Source organism: Streptomyces sp. SID5785, from assembly GCF_009870065.1.
Taxonomy (GTDB): Bacteria; Actinomycetota; Actinomycetes; order Streptomycetales; family Streptomycetaceae; genus Streptomyces.
Genome location: NZ_WWIA01001018.1, coordinates 1 through 19,382, shown reverse-complemented (window position 1 = coordinate 19,382; position 19,382 = coordinate 1). Strand labels below are relative to the sequence as shown.

Annotated in this window: 16 protein-coding genes; 9 read left to right on the top strand and 7 right to left on the bottom strand. The window is 73.4% G+C overall.

Going from position 1 to position 19,382, the window contains the following annotated elements:
- Positions 1–95 precede the first annotated feature (95 nt).
- Positions 96–1,433 (bottom strand): MFS transporter, encoded by a 1,338-nt coding sequence (locus GTW43_RS33100; protein WP_161305672.1) that lies wholly within the window; start codon positions 1,431–1,433, stop codon positions 96–98.
- Between the two features lie 379 nt (positions 1,434–1,812).
- Here GTW43_RS33100 and GTW43_RS33095 point away from each other — a divergent pair, with 379 nt between their 5' ends.
- From GTW43_RS33095 to GTW43_RS33085, 3 genes are all read left to right on the top strand, one after another.
- Positions 1,813–2,739, top strand: coding sequence for a DUF3027 domain-containing protein (locus GTW43_RS33095; RefSeq protein ID WP_161305669.1), 927 nt, complete (start codon positions 1,813–1,815; stop codon positions 2,737–2,739).
- A gap of 101 nt (positions 2,740–2,840) precedes the next feature.
- The gene (locus tag GTW43_RS33090) at positions 2,841–3,548 is read left to right on the top strand and encodes a hypothetical protein (protein WP_161305667.1); all 708 of its coding nucleotides are present in this window, start codon (positions 2,841–2,843) and stop codon (positions 3,546–3,548) included.
- Positions 3,549–3,618: 70 nt separating this feature from the next.
- Positions 3,619–6,756 carry a molecular chaperone Hsp90 gene (locus GTW43_RS33085; protein ID WP_343246189.1) on the top strand — a complete coding sequence of 1,046 codons (3,138 nt, stop codon included), beginning with the start codon at positions 3,619–3,621 and terminating at the stop codon, positions 6,754–6,756.
- Positions 6,757–6,762: 6 nt separating this feature from the next.
- Here GTW43_RS33085 and GTW43_RS33080 read toward each other — a convergent pair whose 3' ends face one another.
- Together GTW43_RS33080 and GTW43_RS33075 are read right to left on the bottom strand one after the other, a co-directional pair.
- Positions 6,763–9,162, bottom strand: coding sequence for an HAD-IC family P-type ATPase (locus GTW43_RS33080; RefSeq protein ID WP_161305664.1), 2,400 nt, complete (start codon positions 9,160–9,162; stop codon positions 6,763–6,765).
- 83 nt (positions 9,163–9,245) lie between these two features.
- Positions 9,246–9,548, bottom strand: coding sequence for a DUF2530 domain-containing protein (locus GTW43_RS33075; RefSeq protein WP_161305663.1), 303 nt, complete (start codon positions 9,546–9,548; stop codon positions 9,246–9,248).
- Between the two features lie 237 nt (positions 9,549–9,785).
- Here GTW43_RS33075 and GTW43_RS33070 point away from each other — a divergent pair, with 237 nt between their 5' ends.
- A complete protein-coding gene (locus tag GTW43_RS33070; RefSeq protein WP_161305661.1) occupies positions 9,786–11,231 on the top strand; it encodes an NCS2 family permease in 1,446 nt (481 codons plus the stop codon).
- A 19-nt stretch (positions 11,232–11,250) separates the two neighbouring features.
- Here GTW43_RS33070 and GTW43_RS33065 read toward each other — a convergent pair whose 3' ends face one another.
- On the bottom strand, positions 11,251–11,433 hold the full coding sequence (locus GTW43_RS33065; protein ID WP_161305659.1) for a ribbon-helix-helix protein, CopG family: 183 nt from the start codon (positions 11,431–11,433) through the stop codon (positions 11,251–11,253).
- A gap of 179 nt (positions 11,434–11,612) precedes the next feature.
- On the opposite strand from GTW43_RS33065, the gene GTW43_RS33060 reads away from it, so the two are divergent.
- The 3 genes from GTW43_RS33060 (at position 11,613) to thpR (ending at position 14,148) form a co-directional block, all read left to right on the top strand.
- On the top strand, positions 11,613–12,050 hold the full coding sequence (locus tag GTW43_RS33060) for a MarR family transcriptional regulator (protein WP_161305657.1): 438 nt from the start codon (positions 11,613–11,615) through the stop codon (positions 12,048–12,050).
- A gap of 40 nt (positions 12,051–12,090) precedes the next feature.
- Entirely contained in the window at positions 12,091–13,440 is a 1,350-nt protein-coding gene (locus tag GTW43_RS33055; protein ID WP_161305656.1) for an MFS transporter, read from the top strand.
- A gap of 147 nt (positions 13,441–13,587) precedes the next feature.
- Positions 13,588–14,148, top strand: coding sequence for an RNA 2',3'-cyclic phosphodiesterase (gene thpR / locus GTW43_RS33050; RefSeq protein ID WP_161305655.1), 561 nt, complete (start codon positions 13,588–13,590; stop codon positions 14,146–14,148).
- 132 nt (positions 14,149–14,280) lie between these two features.
- Here the strand turns inward: thpR and GTW43_RS33045 are convergent, their stop codons facing one another.
- The gene (locus GTW43_RS33045; RefSeq protein WP_161305654.1) at positions 14,281–15,270 is read right to left on the bottom strand and encodes an aldo/keto reductase; all 990 of its coding nucleotides are present in this window, start codon (positions 15,268–15,270) and stop codon (positions 14,281–14,283) included.
- Positions 15,271–15,331: 61 nt separating this feature from the next.
- Complete coding sequence (locus tag GTW43_RS33040; RefSeq protein WP_161305653.1) at positions 15,332–16,261, bottom strand: AraC family transcriptional regulator; 930 nt, start codon at positions 16,259–16,261, stop codon at positions 15,332–15,334.
- A gap of 279 nt (positions 16,262–16,540) precedes the next feature.
- Between GTW43_RS33040 and GTW43_RS33035 the strand changes: the two genes are divergently transcribed.
- On the top strand, positions 16,541–17,413 hold the full coding sequence (locus tag GTW43_RS33035; RefSeq protein WP_161305671.1) for an MBL fold metallo-hydrolase: 873 nt from the start codon (positions 16,541–16,543) through the stop codon (positions 17,411–17,413).
- Positions 17,414–17,466: 53 nt separating this feature from the next.
- Here GTW43_RS33035 and GTW43_RS33030 read toward each other — a convergent pair whose 3' ends face one another.
- On the bottom strand, positions 17,467–18,129 hold the full coding sequence (locus GTW43_RS33030; RefSeq protein WP_161305652.1) for an SGNH/GDSL hydrolase family protein: 663 nt from the start codon (positions 18,127–18,129) through the stop codon (positions 17,467–17,469).
- 94 nt (positions 18,130–18,223) lie between these two features.
- Here GTW43_RS33030 and GTW43_RS33025 point away from each other — a divergent pair, with 94 nt between their 5' ends.
- Positions 18,224–19,234, top strand: coding sequence for a WD40 repeat domain-containing protein (locus GTW43_RS33025; RefSeq protein ID WP_161305651.1), 1,011 nt, complete (start codon positions 18,224–18,226; stop codon positions 19,232–19,234).
- The last annotated feature ends 148 nt before the right edge of the window (positions 19,235–19,382 follow it).

Here is a 19,382-nt window from a genome sequence, read left to right as displayed (position 1 = left end):
GCAAGGCCTCGTACTGGATGTACTCGGCCTTACGCCCGGTGCGGCGAGAGTGCGTGCCAGGCGTCGCGAAGCAGAGGGGAATTGTCAGACAGGCCCTAGGCCACTCGGGTCCCCCGGGACGGTCTGTGCGCCGCCGACAGGAGCCCCCGGACCGTCGACAGCCATCCGAGCGCGATGGCGCCCGCCGCGACGGACAGGCCGAGCACCCCGTTCAACGGGAGCGCGATCCCGACCGCTCCGCCCACGACCCAGGCCATCTGCAACAGCGTCTCCGACCGTGCGAACGCCGACGTCCGCACCCCCTCCGGCACGTCCCGCTGGATCGTCGCGTCCAGGGACAGCTTCGACAGGGCCTGGGCGAAGCCGGCGACCGCAGCGAGACACGCCGTCATGAACGCCCCGAAGAACAGGGCCGAGACGATCGCGACGCCGAGCACGACGGCGACCGTCGTCACGATGATGATCTCCGGGGCCCGCGCCTTGAGCCAGGCGCCGACGGCCGTGCCCAGCGCGTTGCCCGCGCCCGCCGAGACGCCGACCAGGCCCAGCGAGACGGCCGCGCTCGATCCGGTCAGCGGATGCTCGCGCAGCAGGAACGCGAGGAAGAAGATCAGGAAGCCGGACAGCCAGCGCAGGGTCGCGTTGGCGGCGAGGGCGTGCGTCACGGCGGGTCCGACCGTGCGCAGCCCGGGCTTGCGCCGCTCCCGGGCCGGTCCGTGCAGATGCGCCTCGTCGGCGGCGAGCAGCGCCTTGCCCTCGCCCTTCGCCGAGTCCACCTTGTGCGGCAGAGTGAACGACAGGACCATCCCCGTCATGAAGATCGCGCAGGCGCCGAAGAGCGGCCAGCGCGGCCCGATCATCTGCAGCCCGGCCCCGACCGGCGCGGCGACCCCGGTCGCGAGCAGCCCGCCGAGCGTCACCCGGGAGTTCGCCTTCACCAGGGAGAAGCCGGGCGGCAGCAGCCGCGGCACCACCGCCGAGCGCACCACGCCGTACGCCTTCGAGGAGACGAGCACGCCGAGCGCGGCCGGGTAGAGCTCGATGCCGCCGCTGACCACGGCCCCGGACAGCACGAGCGCGAGCAGCGCGCGGGCCAGCATGGCGCCGGCCATCGCGGCGCGCCGGCCGTGCGGGAGGTGGTCGAGGAGCGGGCCGATGACGGGGGCCAGCAGGGTGAAGGGGGCCATCGTGATGGCCAGGTAGAGGGCGACGCGGCCGCGGGCCTCGTCGGTGGGGACGGAGAAGAAGACGGTGGAGGCGAGCGCGACGGTGATCATGACGTCGCCCGCGCCGTTGACCGCGTGCAGTTCGATGAGCTTGCCGAGGCCCGACTCGCCCGCGCCGTGCGCGTGGGTGGCCTTGCGGATGCCGCGGGCGGTGCCCGTGAACGGCCATCGCAGGGCGCGGCCGACCGTGCGGACGGCCCCGCGCACCGGGCCCGAACCGCTGTACTCGTACCGCGTCGCACCGGACGAACGCGACGAAGCGGACGACGACCTCCCGGCAGCCACTCAGCCATAGTGCCCTGTGAACGGGTGTACTAGTGCCGATATGGGGCACCGGGTCGGGTTTCACGTCGGGTGCGGCTCGTACGTCGGTGTGGGCGCAGGGCGTGGAACGAGGTAGCGTGCGTAGCGCGCCCGCGGCGGTTGTTCTCGGCCGCGCGCCTCTCGGCCATCCCGCAGAATGGGTGACGTAGGTGCGCCCGGAACGTCGGGCGCGGACGTCGACGCGGCCCCCTGGTCCGCTCCGTCCGCGCTCCCGCACACAGAGGGTGCACTCGAGAGACGGCGTAGGAGAGAAGCGATACCTGTGAGCGCAGCGACAACGCGAAGCCGCACCCCCGACCGTCTGTGCGCCGAGGCCGTCGACCTCGCGCGTGCGGCCGCCGAGGAGGCCGCCGCGCCCGGCGTGGTCGGCGAGCACGTCGAGACGGTCGTCGAGGGCGACCGCGTCGTGACGCATCTCTTCGAGTGCAAGGAGTTCGGCTACCGGGGCTGGCGCTGGGCCGTCACCGTGGCCCGGGCCTCCCGCGCCAAGCACGTCACCCTCGACGAGACGGTGCTGCTGCCCGGCCCCGACGCGCTGCTCGCGCCCGAGTGGGTGCCGTGGAGCGAGCGGCTGCGCCCCGGCGACATGGGCCCCGGCGACCTGCTGCCCACCGAGGCCGACGACCTGCGCCTGGAGCCCGGCTACTCGGGCGACGACGCCCCGCCGCCGAACTCGGCGGTGTCCGAGGAAATGGCCGAGCTGGTCGAGGCCGAGGACGTGGAGGTGACCGAGGGCCCCGTCGGGGACCTGCCGGTCGCACCGACCCGCGGCTCCATCTCCGCGGTCGCCGAGGAGCTGGGCATGCGGCGCGCCCGGGTCCTGTCCCGCTACGGGCTGCACATCGCCGCCGACCGCTGGGAGGAGGCGTTCGGCGCGAAGACGCCGATGGCCCAGGCGGCCCCGGCCACCTGTGTCTCCTGCGCCTTCCTGGCCCCCATCGGCGGCTCCCTCGGCCAGGCCTTCGGCGTCTGCGCCAACGAGTTCGCGCCCGCGGACGGCCGCGTCGTCTCCCTCTCCTACGGCTGCGGCGGCCACTCCGAGGCGGCCGTCATGCCCAAGCCGCCCCGGCCGGCGCCCCCGGTCATCGACGAGACGATCGTCGAACCCCTGCCGCTGCACCCGCAGCCGGACGCGGGTTCCGTGGGCGCGGTCGCCGACGGCTCCGCGGACGACCTCGGGCACTCCTGAGCCGTCCCCGCCACCGGGTGTGCCCCGGTGCGGTGCAGGTCACGCCGCCCGCCCCGGGTTAAGGTCCGATCCTTGTCGGTCGTGCCCAGGGGTGGGGAAACATGAAGCGTGGTGCCGGTGTCGGACGTGCCGTGGTGGCGGTCGCCGCGAGCGTCGGGGTGGGGGTGCTCGCCTCGGGCTGCGGCGGGGACGGTGCACAGGCCGTGCCGAAGGTGACGCACAGGACGCTGACGAAGGCGGAGCTCTCGGACGCGGTGCTGAGCGGGAGCGTGAAGGGTTTCCGCTTCCTCGGCGGCGCCCAGGAGCCGCCGGTGGCCGGGGCCGGAGGCGGGACGCCCGCGTGCGGCAACACCGGCGGTGTCCTGGCCGGCCGGATCCGACCCGAGGCCGAGGCGCAGCTGCTGGTCACGGGCACCGACGAGCGGGAGCCGCGGCTCGTCCAGACGGGGCCGTCGCACCTCCTGGTACAGGCCCATCGTCAGGCGACGGCGCGCGCGGTGCTGGACACCCTGCGGACCGATCTGAAGGACTGCGCGCCCTTCACCTCCGCGGACCACGAGCGGACGAAGGCGGTCCGGGATCCGGCGCCCGCAGAGCTGGGCGACGGGGCCGTGGCGTACCGGCTCGTCGCCGGGAAGCCCGGGGTGCGGCCGCACGACACGGTCGTGGTCGTGGTGCGGGCCGGATCGGTCGTGATGGCCGCGTCCGGCAGTGCCGTCGCGTCGGGGCGGGACGCCGTGAAGCCGGTGCGGGCGTCGCTGGAACGCCTGGTGCGGGCCCAGATCGACCGGCTGCCGAAGGACGGGTGAGGCCGGACCTGCCGATGGGGCGCGGTACGGTTCGGGCCGACCGATGACGTGTGGCCCTGAGGAGATCACCGTGAGCGCCAGCAAGATCGTCCGGCCCGCGGCCGAGGGCGTCGACCCGTTCGGCACCGCCCGGCTGCGGCGCGGCGTGCTCGATGCCTGGGCGGCCAGCGGGGCCCGGTTCCGCGAGGACGCCAACGCCGAGGAGGACCTCGCGCTCGGCGGGTACCGCGACCGCCTCGTCGTGGAGCTCGCGCAGAACGCCGCCGACGCCGCCGCCCGCGCGGGCGCGCCCGGCCGGCTCGCGCTGACGCTCCGGGACGGCGTCCTCGTCGCCGCGAACACCGGCGCCGCGCTGGACGCGGCCGGTGTCGAGTCGCTGTCCACCCTGCGGGCCTCCGCCAAGCGGGCCGACACGGACGGTGCCGTCGGCCGGTTCGGCGTCGGCTTCGCCGCCGTGCTCGCCGTGACGGACGAGCCCGCCGTGCTCGGCCGCACCGGCGGCGTGCGCTGGTCGCTCGCCGAGGCGCGGATCGCGGCCGGGGAGACCGCCCGGCACAGCCCCGCCCTGGGCGACGAACTGCGCCGCCGCGACGGGCACGTGCCGCTGCTGCGGCTGCCGTTCGCCGCCGAGGGACGCGCCCCGGAGCCGTACGACACGGTCGTCGTGCTGCCGCTGCGCGACCAGGCCGCCGAGGCGCTCGCCGTGCGGCTGCTCGACGCGGTCGACGACACGCTGCTGCTCGCCCTGCCCGGCCTCACCGAGGTCACCGTGACCACCGACGCCGGCACCCGGACGCTGCGCCGGGGCACCGAGGGCCCCTACGTCGTCATCGAGGACGACGGCCGCAGCCCGGCCGCGCTGCGCTGGCGCACCGTGAGCCGCAGCGGCGCGCTCGACGCCGGGCTGCTCGCGGACCGGCCCGTGGAGGAGCGGCTGCGCCCGCACTGGAGCGTGACCTGGGCCGTGCCCGTCGACGCCGACGGGGCCCCGGACACGCCGCGCAGCGCCCCCGTGCTGCACGCGCCGACCCCCAGCGACGAGGCGCTCGGCGTGCCCGCGCTGCTCATCGCCTCCTTCCCGCTCGACACGGCGCGGCGGCATGTCGCGCCCGGCCCGCTGACCGACCACCTCACCGAGCGGGCCGCCGACGCGTACGCCGAACTGCTCGGGGAGTGGCAGCCCGTCGGGCCCGGCGTGCTCGACCTCGTGCCCGGTCCGCTCGGCCGCAGCGAACTGGACGGGGCGCTGCGCGCCGCCGTCCTGGAGCGGCTGCCGCGGGTCGCGTTCCTGCCGCCCGCGCTGCCCCCCGCCGGAGACGAGGACGACCGCCCCGCCGCACTCCGCCCGCGGGACGCCGAGGTCGTCGAGGGCGCGGGCGCCGACACCGTGCGGGTCCTCGCCGAGGTACTGCCGAGCCTGCTGCCCGCAGGCCTGGAGCGCCGCGTCGAGCTGCGCACGCTCGGTGTCGCCCGGGTCCCGCTGACCGAGGCGGTCGACCGGCTCGCGGGCCTCGAGAAGGACCCCGGCTGGTGGCACAGCCTGTACGAGTCGCTGGCCGGAGTCGACCCGGACCGGCTCAGCGGGCTGCCCGTGCCGCTGGCCGGCGGCCGCACCACGATCGGCCCGCGCCAGGTGCTGCTGCCCGCTCCCGGCGCCGCGACGCCGCCCGGCGAGGCGCTCACCCGGCTCGGCCTCAAGGTCGCCCACCCGGACGCCGCGCACCCCCTCCTGGAGAAGCTCGGTGCCCTCCCGGCGACGCCCCGCGCCGTCCTGACCACCCCTCAGGTGCGCGCGGCGGTCGCCGCGTCCCTCGACGACGAGCCGGCCTGGGACGACGAGGGCGCGCTCGACGCCGAGGAGCTCGCGGACGTCGTGCTCACCCTGGTGCGCGACGCGGGGCTCGACGTCGGCGACGAACCCTGGCTCGGCGCCCTCGCCCTGACCGACGAGGACGGTGAACTCGCCCCCGCCGCCGAGCTGCTGCTCCCCGGCAGCCCCCTCGCCGGGGTGCTGCGCGAGGGCGAACTCGCCTGCGTGGACGAAGAACTGGCCGGGCGCTGGGGCGAACAGCCGCTCGCCGCCTGCGGGGTCCTGGCGACCTTCGCCCTGGTGCGTGCCGCCGACGTCGTCCTCGACCCCGACGAACTCGACCCGCGCGAGGGCGACTTCCCCGAGCCCGACGACGCGGGCCTGCTCGACGCCGTCGACGTGTGGTGCGAGGACGTGCTCGACCGGCTGCCCGAGTCGCCGGTGCCGCCGGTCGCCACCGAGCTCGTCGCCGTGCGCGACCTGGAGCTGGTCGACGAGGACCGCTGGCCGCAGGCGCTCGCCCTGCTGTCCCGGCCGCCGCTGCGCGACGCGCTCACCCAGCCCGTGCGCGTCCTGCTGCCCGACGGCACGCACGAGCTCGTCCGCCCGTACACCGCGTGGTGGCTGCGCGGCCACCCGGTCCTGGACGGCCGCCGCCCCGCAGGACTGCGCGCCGCGGGCGGCGACCCGCTGCTCGCCGGGCTCTACGAGGAGGCGGACGCGTCCGGGTTCGAGGACGAGCAGGTGCTGCGCGCCCTCGGGGTGCGCACCTCGGCCGCCGCGCTGCTCGACGAGCCGGGCGGCGCCGCCGAGCTCCTTGACCGGCTGGCCGACCCGGACCTGACGGCGGTCGGCGCCGCCCAGCTGCACGCGCTGTACGGGCTGCTCGCCGACCTCGACCCCGAACAGGTCACGCTCCCCGACGACCTGCGGGCCGTCCGGGACGGCGAGGTGGTGGTCGTGGACGCGGGTGACGCGCTGGTCGCGGACGCCCCCGACCTGATCCCGCTCGCCGCCGGGCGGGCCCTGCTGCCGGTCGCGCCCGGCCGGGCCGCGCGGCTCGCCGACCTGTTCCAGGTGGGCCGCCTGAGCGAGGCGGTCGACGGCGCGGTCGGCGGCGCCGGGGGCGTCGAGCACCCGGTGCCCGACGCGGTCCGCACCCTGCTCGGGCCCGCGGTCCCGGACACGTACGTCGAGTACGAGGAGCTCTCCGTCGGCGGTCACGAGGCCGACTGGCGGCGCACCCCGGACGGCACGGTGCACGCGGCGACCCTGGAGGGGGTCGCGGCGGGCCTGGCCTGGGCGGCCGGTCAGTGGCCGCGCCGCTTCGAGGTGGCGGCCCTGCTGGAGGACCCGTCGCGCACCGCGGAGCTGGCCAGGGACCGCTGGTTCGACTGACCGCTCCTACGCGGGGAACCGCCGGTCCACCCACCGCCACAGCACCTCGAGACCCGCCGAGGCCACCACGGCGACCCCCACCGCGGTCCACGGCATGACCGAGCCGACGAGCTTCAGGGCGAAGAAGTCCTGGAGCCACGGCACGACCAGGACCAGCAGGAACGCCAGGGCCATCGCGGCCACCAGCCCGATCCGCCACCACGTGTAGGGCCGGGCGATGATGGCGAGCACCCACATCGAGATCAGGAACAGGGTGAGCGTCGCCGCGCTCGTCTCCGCGTCCAGCGCCCCGTCGCCCGTGTAGTAGTGCCGCGCGACCATGTACATCACGAACGTGGCGACGCCGGCGACGGCCCCGCCCGGGATCGCGTACCGCATCACGCGCCGCACGAAGTGCGGTTTCGCCCGCTCCTTGTTGGGCGCGAGCGCCAGGAAGAACGCCGGGACGCCGATCGTCAGCGTCGACAGCAGCGTCAGGTGCCGCGGCAGGAACGGGTACTCGACCTGGAAGCAGACCACGAGCAGCGCGAGCAGCACCGAGTAGACGGTCTTGACCAGGAACAGGGTCGCCACGCGCGTGATGTTGCCGATGACGCGGCGGCCCTCGGCGACGACCGAGGGCAGGGTCGCGAAGCTGTTGTTGAGCAGCACGATCTGGGCGACGGCGCGGGTCGCCTCCGAGCCGGAGCCCATCGAGACGCCGATGTCGGCGTCCTTGAGCGCGAGCACGTCGTTCACGCCGTCGCCGGTCATCGCGACGGTGTGCCCGTGCGACTGGAGCGCGCCGACCATGTCCCGCTTCTGCTGCGGGGTGACGCGGCCGAAGACCGTGCCGGCGTCGAGCGCGTCCGCCATCTCCTCGGGGTCGGTGGGCAGCGTCCGGGCGTCCACCGTGTTCTCGGCGCCCGTCAGACCGAGCTTTCCGGCCACGGCGCCGACCGACACGGCGTTGTCACCGGAGATGACCTTCGCCTTGACGTCCTGCTCGGCGAAGTAGCGCAGCGTGTCCGCGGCGTCCGGGCGCAGCCGCTGCTCCAGGACGACGAGCGCGGCCGGCTCGGCGTCCTCCTTGACCCGGGGGTCCTCGAGGTCGCGGGTCACGCGGGCGAGCAGCAGCACGCGCAGCCCCTGCTCGTTGAGCTCCTCGATGTCGGCGAGCGCGGGGTCCTGCGGGGGCAGCAGCACGTCGGGCGCGCCGAGCAGCCAGGCGCTGTCCGTCCCGTCGCCCTCGCTGAACGCGGCGCCGCTGTACTTGCGGGCCGAGGAGAACGGCAGCGCCTCGGTGCAGCGCCAGTCCACGCTGTCCGGGTAGGCGTCGATGATGGCCTGGAGCGAGGCGTTGGGCCGCGGGTCGGACTCGCCGAGGGAGCCGAGCACCCGGCGGACGTAGGCCTCGTCGGCGTCGCCGAGCAGGCGCAGCTCGGCGACGTCCATGCCGCCCTCGGTGAGCGTGCCGGTCTTGTCGAGGCAGACCGTGTCGACCCGGGCGAGCCCCTCGATGGCGGGCAGCTCCTGCACCAGGCACTGCTTGCGGCCGAGCCGGATGACCCCGATGGCGAAGGCGACGGAGGTGAGCAGCACGAGGCCCTCGGGCACCATCGGGACGATGCCGCCGACGGTGCGCGCGATCGAGTCCTTGAAGCCGTGGTTCTTGTCCACGAGCTGGCTGATGACCAGGCCGATCGCGGTCGGGATCATCATCCACTGCACGTACTTGAGGATGGTGGAGATGCCGGTGCGCAGTTCGGAGTGGACGAGCGTGAAGCGGCTGGCCTCCTCGGCGAGCTGCGCCGCGTAGGCCTCGCGGCCGACCTTGGTCGCGGTGAACGCGCCGCCGCCCGCGACGACGAACGACCCGGACATGACCGCGTCCCCGGGCCGCTTGACCACCGGGTCGGCCTCACCGGTCAGCAGGGACTCGTCGATCTCGAGGCCGTCGGCCTCGACGCAGTCGCCGTCGACGACGATCTTGTCGCCGGGGCCGATCTCGATGAGGTCGCCGAGCACGATCTCGGAGGTGGACACGGAGACGGCGGCCCCGTCGCGCCGCACGGTCGGTTTCGTCTCGCCGATCACGGCGAGGGAGTCCAGGGTCTTCTTGGCGCGCCACTCCTGGATGATGCCGATCCCGGTGTTCGCGATGATCACGAAGCCGAAGAGGCTGTCCTGGATCGGGGCGACGCAGAGCATGACGACCCAGAGCACGCCGATGATCGCGTTGAACCGGGTGAAGACGTTGGCGCGGACGATCTCGGTCAGTGACCGGGAGCTGCGCACCGGTACGTCGTTGACCTCGCCGCGGGCCACGTGCTCCGCCACTTCGGCGGTGCTCAGGCCCTGGGCCCGCTCCGGCACGGGTACGGGGTGCACCGGGTCGAGTTCGGCGCCCGCGTCGATATGGGTCATGGAATCGACAGTACGGGCGATATAGGGGGTTCACCCCTCGAGCGGGTGAAAGATCCGACCGGGGGAGGACGGGCCGGCGGCGCCTATGGTCCCGGGGTTGTACGGGCCGGGCCCGTGGACCCCTCGGGGGACTCCCCGGCGGCCGCGGCGGCCCGCTTGAGCGCGGCGTCCCGCCCGCGGACGTACCAGATGCCGATGAGGCCGAGACCGGCTCCGGCCAGGCAGGTCCAGATCCACCAGGTGTGTCCGCGGTCGTCGAACCAGCCGTAGAACGGCAGCTGGACGAGGAAGAGGACGAACCACAGGATGGTGCCGCCGGTGATGGTGGCCACCACGGGCCCCTCCAGGGGCTCCGGTGCCTCGTGTGTCGGGGTCCACTTCGCCATGGACACAGCTTACGAGGCCCGCGCCGGCGGTCGCAGCGGCCCCGCGTTCCCGGGGTCTACGCGCGGAGATAGCGATTTTGCCTTCATATGTTCATACTGAAACGGCCTGAGACTGGCCACTTCTGTTCGTACGAAGCACCAACGGAAACGTCGGGGAAACCCATCGGTGATCACACGACAGCCAGACTCGCCGACGTTCCCGCCCGCTAGCACCGCTGAAACCAGCTGAGGTCACCCATGTCCACTTCGGCCACCGCCCAGGTCGATGCCACCGATCCGCCGCCGGCCCCGAAGAACGGTCTCGACCGTTACTTCAAGATCAGCGAGCGTGGCTCGACGCTCCCCCGCGAGGTCCGCGGCGGCTTCGCCACCTTCTTCGCGATGGCCTACATCATCGTGCTCAACCCGATCATCCTGGGCAGCGCGAAGGACATGTACGGGCATCAGCTGGACAACGGCCAGCTGGTCACCGCGACCGCGCTGACCGCCGCGTTCACCACGCTGCTCATGGGCGTCATCGGCAACGTGCCGATCGCGCTCGCCGCCGGCCTCGGCGTGAACACCGTCGTCGCCCTCCAGCTCGCGCCGCGCATGTCGTGGCCGGACGCGATGGGCATGGTCGTCCTCGCGGGCTTCGTCGTGATGCTGCTCGTCGCCACCGGACTGCGCGAGCGCGTGATGAACGCCGTGCCGCTCAGCCTGCGCAAGGGCATCGCGATCGGCATCGGCCTGTTCATCATGCTGATCGGCCTCGTCGACTCCGGCTTCGTCTCCCGCATCCCGGACGCCGCGCACACCACGGTCCCGCTGCAGCTCGGCGCCGACGGCCACCTCAACGGGTGGCCGGTTCTCGTCTTCGTCCTGGGTGTCCTGCTGACCCTCGCGCTCCTGGTGCGCAAGGTGCCGGGCGCGATCCTGATCTCGATCGTCGTCATGACGGTCGCCGCGGTGATCGTCGACGCCGTCGCCGAGGTCCCCTCGTGGGGTCTGACCACTCCGGAGTGGCCGGGCAACCCGGTCGCGACGCCGGACTTCGGCCTGGTCGGTCAGGTCAGCCTGTTCGGCGGCTTCCACAAGGTCGGCATCCTCACCGGTGTCCTGTTCGTGTTCACCGTGCTGCTGTCCTGCTTCTTCGACGCCATGGGCACGATCATGGGCATCAGCGACGAGGCGCACCTGACCGACGCCAGGGGCCAGATGCCCGGCATGAACAAGGTCCTGTTCATCGACGGCATCGCCGTCGCGGCCGGCGGCGCGTCCTCGTCCTCCGCCACCACGTGCTTCGTGGAGTCCACCGCCGGCGTCGGCGAGGGCGCCCGCACCGGCTTCGCCAACGTCGTCACGGGCGGTCTCTTCGCGGTCGCGCTGTTCCTCACGCCGATCGCCACGATGGTCCCGTCCCAGGCGGCGACCCCCGCGCTGCTCGCGGTGGGCTTCCTGATCCTGTCCGGTGGCATCCGCGCGATCGACTGGGACGACTGGACGGTCGCCATCCCGGCCTTCGTGACGATGCTGATGATGCCCTTCACGTACTCGATCACGAACGGCATCGGCATGGGCTTCATCAGCTTCACCGTGCTGCGGGTGGTCGCGGGCCGCGCCAAGGAGGTCCCGGTCGCGATGTACGCGGTCTCGGCGGTCTTCGCCTTCTACTACCTGATGCCGGCGCTGGGGCTCACCTGACGGTGATCCCGGGCGGACCTCAGGCGGCCCCGTAGAACCTCTCCGTCTCCTCGACGGCCGTCTTGAAGCGTTCGTCGAAGTCGTCTCGAATGAGCGTCCGGACCACGTAGTCCTGGACGCTCATTCCTCTTTTGGCGGCGTGGTCCTTGAGCCGGCCGAGGAGCTCACCGTCTATCCGCAGGCTGAGCACTGTCGATCCCATGCCGCACAGCGTCGCGGGGGTGTCGGCCCGGGCGTGTCACTTTCCGGAAACGGCTCACTCGTTTGAGTGACGTAAGGTTTCGCCTCGCCCGTCGGGCGGGCGCTCCGTGTCCGGGATCACGGGCGGGACGGCGCCCCCGCTGTGGTCGTTAGGCAATGTAATGAGTTACGCTAACAAACATGCCGGACCTCACCCATGGCGACGACGCCGCCGCCGTGAACTCCCTGCGCTCCGCGGTGATGCGCCTGTCCCGTCGGCTCAAGCACCAGCGGGTCGACGAGTCGCTGAGCCCCACCGAGATGTCGGTGCTCGGCACCCTCGCCGGGTGCGGCTCCGCCACCCCCGGTGAGCTCGCCCGCAAGGAGCATGTGCAGCCGCCGTCGATGACCCGCATCGTCGCGCTCCTGGAGTCCAAGGGACTGGTCCGGCTGGAGCCCCACCCCGAGGACCGGCGGCAGAAGGTCGTCACCTCGACCGAGCAGGCCGAGACCATGCTCAAGGAGAGCCGCCGCAAGCGGAACGCCTGGCTGGCCGACCTCGCCGAAGGACTCGACGACGAGGACTGGGCCAAGATCCGCGCGGCCGCCCCCGTCCTGGAGAAGCTCGCCCACCTCTGAGTACCGCTCAGCACCACGACGCCGAGGAGGCGAACCCACTTTGAGTACGGGATCCGGAGCAGACTCCGCCCCCGCACCAGCCGCCCACGACACCCCCGCCCGCCCCCGTAAGACCTCGATGTTCGCGAGCCTGAAGGTACGCAACTACCGCCTGTTCGCGACCGGGGCCGTGATCTCCAACACCGGCACCTGGATGGCCCGCATCACCCAGGACTGGCTGGTGCTCTCCCTCACGGGATCGTCCGCCGCGGTCGGTGTGACGACGGCCATGCAGTTCCTGCCGATGCTCCTGTTCGGCCTGTACGGCGGCGTCATCGCCGACCGGTTCGCCAAGCGGAGCCTGCTCTTCTGCACCCAGGGTGCGATGAGCCTGTCGGGGCTGTTCCTGGCCGTGCTGACGCTGTCCGGGCACGTGCAGGTGTGGCACGTCTACGTCGCCGCGTTCTTCACCGGCCTCGTCACCGTCGTCGACAACCCCACCCGGCAGTCGTTCGTCTCCGAGATGGTCGGCCCCGACCAGGTCCGCAACGCCGTCTCGCTGAACTCCGCCAACTTCCAGTCCGCCCGGCTCATCGGACCGGCCGTCGCCTCGGCGCTCACCGCCGCCGTCGGACCCGGCTGGGCCTTCCTCGCCAACGGACTGTCCTTCCTCGCCCCGCTCACCTGCCTGACGCTGATGCGCACCGCCGAGCTGCACCGCACGAAGCTCGCGCCGCGCGGCAAGGGACAGCTCAAGGACGGCCTGCGCTACGTGTCGCAGCACCCCGAGCTGATCTGGCCGATCGTGCTCGTCGGCTTCGTCGGCACCTTCGGCTTCAACTTCCCGATCTGGCTCAGCGCCTACGCCGACGACGTCTTCCACGGCGGCGTCGGCATGTACGGCGTCTTCAACACGCTGATGGCGGTCGGCTCCCTGGCCGGCGCGCTGCTCGCCGCCCGCCGCCGCTCCACCCGCCTGCGGGTCCTGGTCGGCGCCGCGATCGGCTTCGGCACGCTGGAGATCCTGGCCGCGTGGGCGCCCGGGGTGTGGGCCTTCGCGCCGCTCATCGTGCTGCTCGGCATCCTGGGCCTGACGGTCAACGTGACCGCCAACTCCACGGTCCAGATGGGCACCGAGCCGGAGATGCGCGGCCGGGTGATGTCCCTGTTCATGATGGTGTTCACCGGCGGCACCCCGCTCGGCGGACCGCTCTTCGGCTGGCTCGCCGACCAGTACGGCGTCCGGGTCAGCTTCATGCTCGGCGGCGTGATCTGCGCGGCCGCCGCGGTCGGTGTCGGCTTCATGCTGGCCCGCGCGGCGAACCTGCGGCTCAAGGTCGACCTGCGGCGCGGCGAGCGCCACCTGCAGTTCGTGCCGCGCGAGCCGCAGGAGCTGGCCGCGGTCGCCTGACCGGGCACGGGCTGCGGCACCGGGCACGGGCACCGGCTTCGGCACCGGGCACGGGCACCGGTACCGGGTACGGACGAAGGGCCGGACGGCGATCACCGTCCGGCCCTTCGGCGTACCGGGCGCCCGCCGGTCCGCGAGACTGGCCCGGTGAGACTCTTCGCCGCCGTGCTGCCGCCCGCCACCGCCCTGGCCCCGCTCGCCGCCGCCGTGGACCGGCTGCCGCCCGCCGCAGGGCTGCGCTGGACGGCCCGCCCCGGCTGGCACCTCACGCTCGCCTTCTACGGGGAAGTGCCCGAGGCCACCGTGCCGGACCTCACGGAGCGGCTCGCGCGGGCCGCCCGGCACACCCCGGCCTTCCCGCTCGCCCTGCACGGCGGCGGCCACTTCGGTGACCGGGCCCTGTGGGCCGGGGTCGCCGGAGACGTCACGGAGCTCGGGCACCTCGCCGAGCGGGCCGTGGCCGCCGGGCGCAGAGCGGGGCTGCCCGGCGAGCACCGCCGCTACCGCCCCCACCTGACGCTGGCCCGCAACGCCGCGGGCGGCCCCGGTCTCGCCCCGTACGCGAGTGCGCTCGGGGCCTTCGAGAGCCCCGCCTGGACCGTGTCCGAGCTGGCCCTCGTCCGCAGCCGTCTGCCCGTGTCCGGGGTGGCGGGGGAACGGCCGCACTACGAGAAGGTCGCCGGATGGCCGCTCGCGCAGCCGCGTTAGGCTCGTCGAGTGGACCCGAAGACCCGTAACCGGATCATGGCCGGTGTGCTCGTGCTGATGTTCGTCGTGGTCGTGGTCGCGGCGGCCGCGGGCAGGTGACCCCGCGCGGCCGCCGCGCCGTACGGCCGACCGCTACCAGGCGAACGCCTCGGGGGACGGTCCCGGGCCCGGGAAGATCTCGTCCAGAGACGTCAGCAGCTCCTCGCCCAGCTCCAGCTCGACCGCGCGCAGCGCCGAGTCCAGCTGCTCCTTCGTGCGCGGGCCGACGATCGGTCCGGTGACCCCGGGACGGGTGAGCAGCCAGGCGAGTGCCGCCTCGCCGGGCTCGATGCCGTTCTTGTCGAGCAGGTCCTCGTAGCGCTGGACCTGCTCGCGCACCGAGGTGTTCTCCAGCGCGCTCGCGCTGCGCCCGTCCTTGCGGCGCCTGCCCTCGCTCTCCTTCTTGAGGACGCCGCCGAGCAGCCCGCCGTGCAGCGGGGACCAGGGGATGACGCCGAGGCCGTACTCCTGCGCGGCCGGGATGACCTCCATCTCGGCGCGGCGCTCGGCCAGGTTGTACAGGCACTGCTCGCTGACCAGGCCGACGCGGCCGTGGCGGGCGGCGGTCTCGTTGGCCTGGGCGATCTTGTAGCCCGGGAAGTTCGACGAGCCGGCGTAGAGGATCTTGCCCTGCTGGACCAGGACGTCGATCGCCTGCCAGATCTCCTCGAAGGGGGTCCGGCGGTCGATGTGGTGGAACTGGTAGATGTCGATGTAGTCGGTCTGGAGCCGCTTGAGCGAGGCGTCGACGGCCCGCCGGATGTTCACCGCGGAGAGCCGGTCGTGGTTGGGCCAGACGTCGCCGTCGCCCGCCATGTTCCCGTACACCTTGGTGGCGAGGACGGTCCGGTCGCGCCGGCCGCCGCCGTTCGCGAACCAGGTGCCGATGATCTCCTCGGTGCGGCCCTTGTTCTCGCCCCACCCATAGACGTTGGCCGTGTCGAAGTAGTTGATACCGGCGGCCTGCGCCGCGTCCATGATGGCGTGGCTGTCGGCCTCGTCGGTCTGCGGACCGAAGTTCATGGTGCCGAGGACGAGTCGGCTGACCTTGAGTCCTGTGCGTCCGAGCTGCGTGTACTTCATGTCGGACCAGCCAAGACCGTGGAGTGCGCTCTAGGCAAGCGGGTTGCGCGGGTTCGTCCGCTCACGCCGGGGCCGGGCGCCGCGCCGCGCGGTAGCGGCCCGGGGTCGTGCCGAAGGCGCGGCGGAAGGCGTGCGAGAGGGCGTACGGAGAGCCGTAACCGACGTCGCGGGCGACCGACTCCAGCGGGGTGTCCGCCGTGCGCAGCGCGGTCGCGGCGAGGGTCATCCGCCACCAGGTCAGGTACGCCATGGGAGGGCGGCCCACCAGGGCGGTGAAGCGGCGGCCCAGCGTGGCGCGCGAGACGCCCGCGCGGGCGGCCAGCCGGTCGGCCGTCCAGGGCAGCGCCGGGTCGGTGTGCAGCAGGCGCAGCGCCTCGGTCACCACCGGGTCGGCGAGCGCCGCGGGCCAGCGTCCGGTGGCGCGGCCCGCGGGGCCGGTGGTCCACGCCCGGATCATGTACACGAGCAGCAGGTCGAGCAGGCTCGGCACGGCCGCGCAGGAGCCGGGCCCGGACTGCTCGACCTCCCGCGCGAGCAGCCCGACGGCCGCCCGCAGCTCGGGGTGGTGCCCGTCGTCGTCCGGCAGGTGCACGACGTCCGGCAGTTCGGTGAGCAGCGGGTGGGTGCGGCTGCGGTCGAGGCGGTACTTGCCGCACAGGAGCTCCACCGGGTCCGCGTCCTGGCCCGCGGGGGCCGGGGGCGGGTCGGGGAGTGCGTCGAAGGGGACGGCGCGGGCGAGGGCCGCCGGGTCCCGGGGCGCGTCGGCCAGCACATGGCCCGCGCCGTGGGGCAGCAGGACCGCGTCGCCGGGGCGCAGGGTGACCGGCGCGCCGCCGTCGGGCAGCAGCCAGCACGTGCCGGCGAGGACGACGTGGAAGCCCGCGCCCTCGTACGGGTCGAGCCGCACGCACCAGCCGCCGTCGATCCGCAACCGGTTGGTGACGGGCCGCCCGGCGCGCACGGCGGTGATCGCGTCGCTCACCACGTCCATGGGGCCAGCGTAGGCGTACCGGCGCCGGATGCGTGAGCGGATCGCGTATCGCACGGAGCGGAGTACGCATTGAGACGCTCGCGGGGTCTTTCTAGCGTGAGGTACATGACGACTGACGACGTGAGGGACACGACGACCGACAACGTGAGGTACACGACGGCTGACGAGACGGGTGCCGGTGTGACAGGTGCCGGTGTGACGGGTCTCGGTGTGACGGGTGTCGGCGGTGCGGGCGGGGACGCTCGCGCGGTCGGGAGCGCGGGGGGTGGCCGGGAGCGCATGGTGCTCGGCGACATCGAGGTCCTCCGGGTCGAGGAGGTGCGCGGCGCCTTCGGGGCGCCGGGTGCGATGTTCCCCGGGATCGACCCGGTGTGGCAGGAGCACGAGGAGTGGCTCACGCCGGACTTCCGGGAGCCGGCCGACGGGCAGGTGATCGCCGCCGTCCAGGCCTGGGTGCTGCGCAGCGGCGGCCGCACGATCGTGGTCGACCCCGGCGTCGGCAACGGCCGCGAACGCCCCGGCACGCCGCACTTCACGGGCCTCGACACCGACTTCCCCGACCGGCTGCGCCGCGCGGGCGTCCGTCCCGAGGACGTCGACATCGTCGTCAACACGCACATCCACGGCGACCACGTCGGGTGGAACACGCGGGAGGAGGACGGTGCCTGGGTGCCCATGTTCCCGAACGCCGACTATCTGATCCCGCGCCCCGATCACGACCACTTCGGACCGGGCGGCGCCGCCCGCACGGTGCGCGACAACCACCGGTTCCTGTTCGCCGACAGCATCGCCCCCGTCGTCGCCGCGGGCCGGGCCGTGCTCTGGGAGGACTCCCACCGCATCGACGCGCACCTGGTGCTCGAGCCCGCTCCGGGCCACACCCCCGGCTCGTCGGTCCTGCGGCTGTCCTCGGGCGGCGACCGCGCGGTGTTCGCCGGGGACCTGTTGCACAGCCCCGCGCAGTTCCTCGCGCCGACGTGCAGCAGCGCGATGTGCGTGGACCCGGTCACGTCGGCGGCCAGCCGGGTGCGCGTGCTCGGACGAGCCGCGGACGAGGGCGAGTTGGTGATTCCGGCGCACTTCCCGGGCCCCGGAGCGGCCGAGGTGCGGCGGGAGGGGAGTGCGTTCGCGGTCACGCGGTGGCGTATGTGAGGGGTGAGAGGGCAGGGGCGGCGCACGTCACCGGTCTCGGGCAGGGCGGCGCGTCACCGCGGGCCGGCGCGGTACGGTCCGCCGACGCCCCAGGCCTGGTGCAGGGCGTCCGCGAAGGCACCGGCGAGTTTGTGCTCGCCCGAGGCGTTGGGGTGCGTGCCGTCGTAGGTGTCCGTGTGGATGTCGTACGAGTCCGGCACCGAGGCGAGCAGCAGCGGGGAGCCGGGGCGGTCGAGATCCGCGACGGCCTTCGCGAGCAGGGTGTTGAACCGGTCGACCTGGGCGGCGAAGGGGGCGTCGGTCCCGGCCCGTACGTTCGGGATGACGGGCAGCAGGACCATGCGCACGGCCGGGTTCGCGGCGCGGGCCCCGGCGACGAAGCGGCGGACGTTCTCCGCGGTCTGCTCGGCGTCCGTGTAGAAGCCGAGGTCGATCAGGCCGAGGGAGATGAGCAGGGTGTCGGCGCCGGTCGCGGTGACGGCCTCGCCGATGACGGGTGCCATGTGCTGCCAGCCCTCGCCCCAGCCCGCCAGGTGCTGCTGCGGGAAACCGGGGTCGGCGTAGTCGTGCGTGCCGCCGTGCAGGGCGGTGCGCGGGCCGACGACGGCGCACTCGGTGCCGGTGGCGCGCAGGTGCTGCCACATGCGCAGGCGCCAGGTGTGTTCACCGGCGCTTCCGATGGTCATCGAGTCGCCCACGAACATGAACCTGAGCATCCGCTCATCATGGTCGACATCGCGGGGATCACCACCGTCGCGTCCGTGTGAGTCCGGACACGCCCGCCCGGAGCGGGCCTGGCAAGCTGGGGGCATGCGTGCGTACAAGACGGTGTCGCGGGTGGGTGGGGCGCTGGCCGCCGTGGTGCTGGTGACCGGGGCGGCCGCCGTGCCCGCCGCGGCCGACGGGCCGTCGCCGGGTTCGGACGGGTTCACGATCAAGGACCCGCGGATCACCGAGTCGAGCGGCCTCGCCGCGTCCAGGGCCCACCCCGGCGTCTACTGGACGCACAACGACAGCGACGACGGCGCGTACCTGTACGCGATCGACGGGCGGACCGGCGAGACGGTCGCGACGCTCACGCTCACCGGCATCGGGGCGCCGCGCGACGTCGAGGCGATCTCCGTCGGCCCGGACGGGAACCTGTACGTCGGGGACATCGGCGACAACCTCGGCGGCACGTGGGACCACGTGTGGATCTACCGGCTGCCCGAGCCGAAGGAACTGCGGGACCAGACGGTGCGGGCCACGCAGTACGTCGTGAAGTACGCGGACGGCGCGCGCAACGCCGAGTCGATGATGGTCCATCCGAAGACCGGCCGGGTCTACATCATCGAGAAGGGCGAGGACGGCGGCGGCCTGTACGAGGCGCCGAAGACGCTGTCCACGACCGGGACCAACACCTTCCGGCGCATCGCCGACATCGACCTGTGGGCCACCGACGCCGCGTTCTCGCCCGACGGGCGGCAGCTCGCGGTGCGCGGGTACTTCGGGGGTGTCTCCTACTCCTGGAACGACGGGAAGCCGAAGCGGCAGGGGCAGTTGAGCGTGCCGATGCAGCCGCAGGGCGAGTCCGTGACGTACACGCTGGACGGGCGGACGCTGCTGTACGGGAGCGAGGGCAAGGGCAGCACGGTCCGGCCGGTCGAGGTGGAGGGGGCGCCGGGGACGACCGGGTCCGGCTCCGGCTCCGGGTCCGACTCCGGGAGCGGTGGTGACGGTGGGGTGGATGTCACCGGTAAGGCCGGGGCGGTGGGGGCGGCGGTGCTCCTGATCGTGGTCGTGGGCCTGGGGCGGCTCTTCCGCCGGCCTCGGCGGGGCTGAGTGTGCCCTGGCCGGGCGGGGGTGGGTCGTGACCTGGGCTTGCCGGGGTGTGCCGCCACCGGTCTGACGCTGCGTCGGTGTTGTCCCGGCCCGAGTCCGCACTGGCCGCACTGGGATGACCCCTTGCTCCCACCGTCCCGCCCCCTCC

Coding starts and splice junctions, on each gene's coding strand:
- GTW43_RS33025 (WP_161305651.1), top strand. CDS start 18,224: ATGCGTGCGTACAAGACGGTGTCGCGGGTGGGTGGGGCGCTGGCCGCC.
- GTW43_RS33040 (WP_161305653.1), bottom strand. CDS start 16,261: ATGGACGTGGTGAGCGACGCGATCACCGCCGTGCGCGCCGGGCGGCCC.
- GTW43_RS33065 (WP_161305659.1), bottom strand. CDS start 11,433: ATGGGATCGACAGTGCTCAGCCTGCGGATAGACGGTGAGCTCCTCGGC.
- GTW43_RS33060 (WP_161305657.1), top strand. CDS start 11,613: ATGCCGGACCTCACCCATGGCGACGACGCCGCCGCCGTGAACTCCCTG.
- GTW43_RS33030 (WP_161305652.1), bottom strand. CDS start 18,129: ATGCTCAGGTTCATGTTCGTGGGCGACTCGATGACCATCGGAAGCGCC.
- GTW43_RS33080 (WP_161305664.1), bottom strand. CDS start 9,162: ATGACCCATATCGACGCGGGCGCCGAACTCGACCCGGTGCACCCCGTA.
- GTW43_RS33035 (WP_161305671.1), top strand. CDS start 16,541: ATGGTGCTCGGCGACATCGAGGTCCTCCGGGTCGAGGAGGTGCGCGGC.
- GTW43_RS33070 (WP_161305661.1), top strand. CDS start 9,786: ATGTCCACTTCGGCCACCGCCCAGGTCGATGCCACCGATCCGCCGCCG.
- GTW43_RS33075 (WP_161305663.1), bottom strand. CDS start 9,548: ATGGCGAAGTGGACCCCGACACACGAGGCACCGGAGCCCCTGGAGGGG.
- GTW43_RS33045 (WP_161305654.1), bottom strand. CDS start 15,270: ATGAAGTACACGCAGCTCGGACGCACAGGACTCAAGGTCAGCCGACTC.
- GTW43_RS33090 (WP_161305667.1), top strand. CDS start 2,841: ATGAAGCGTGGTGCCGGTGTCGGACGTGCCGTGGTGGCGGTCGCCGCG.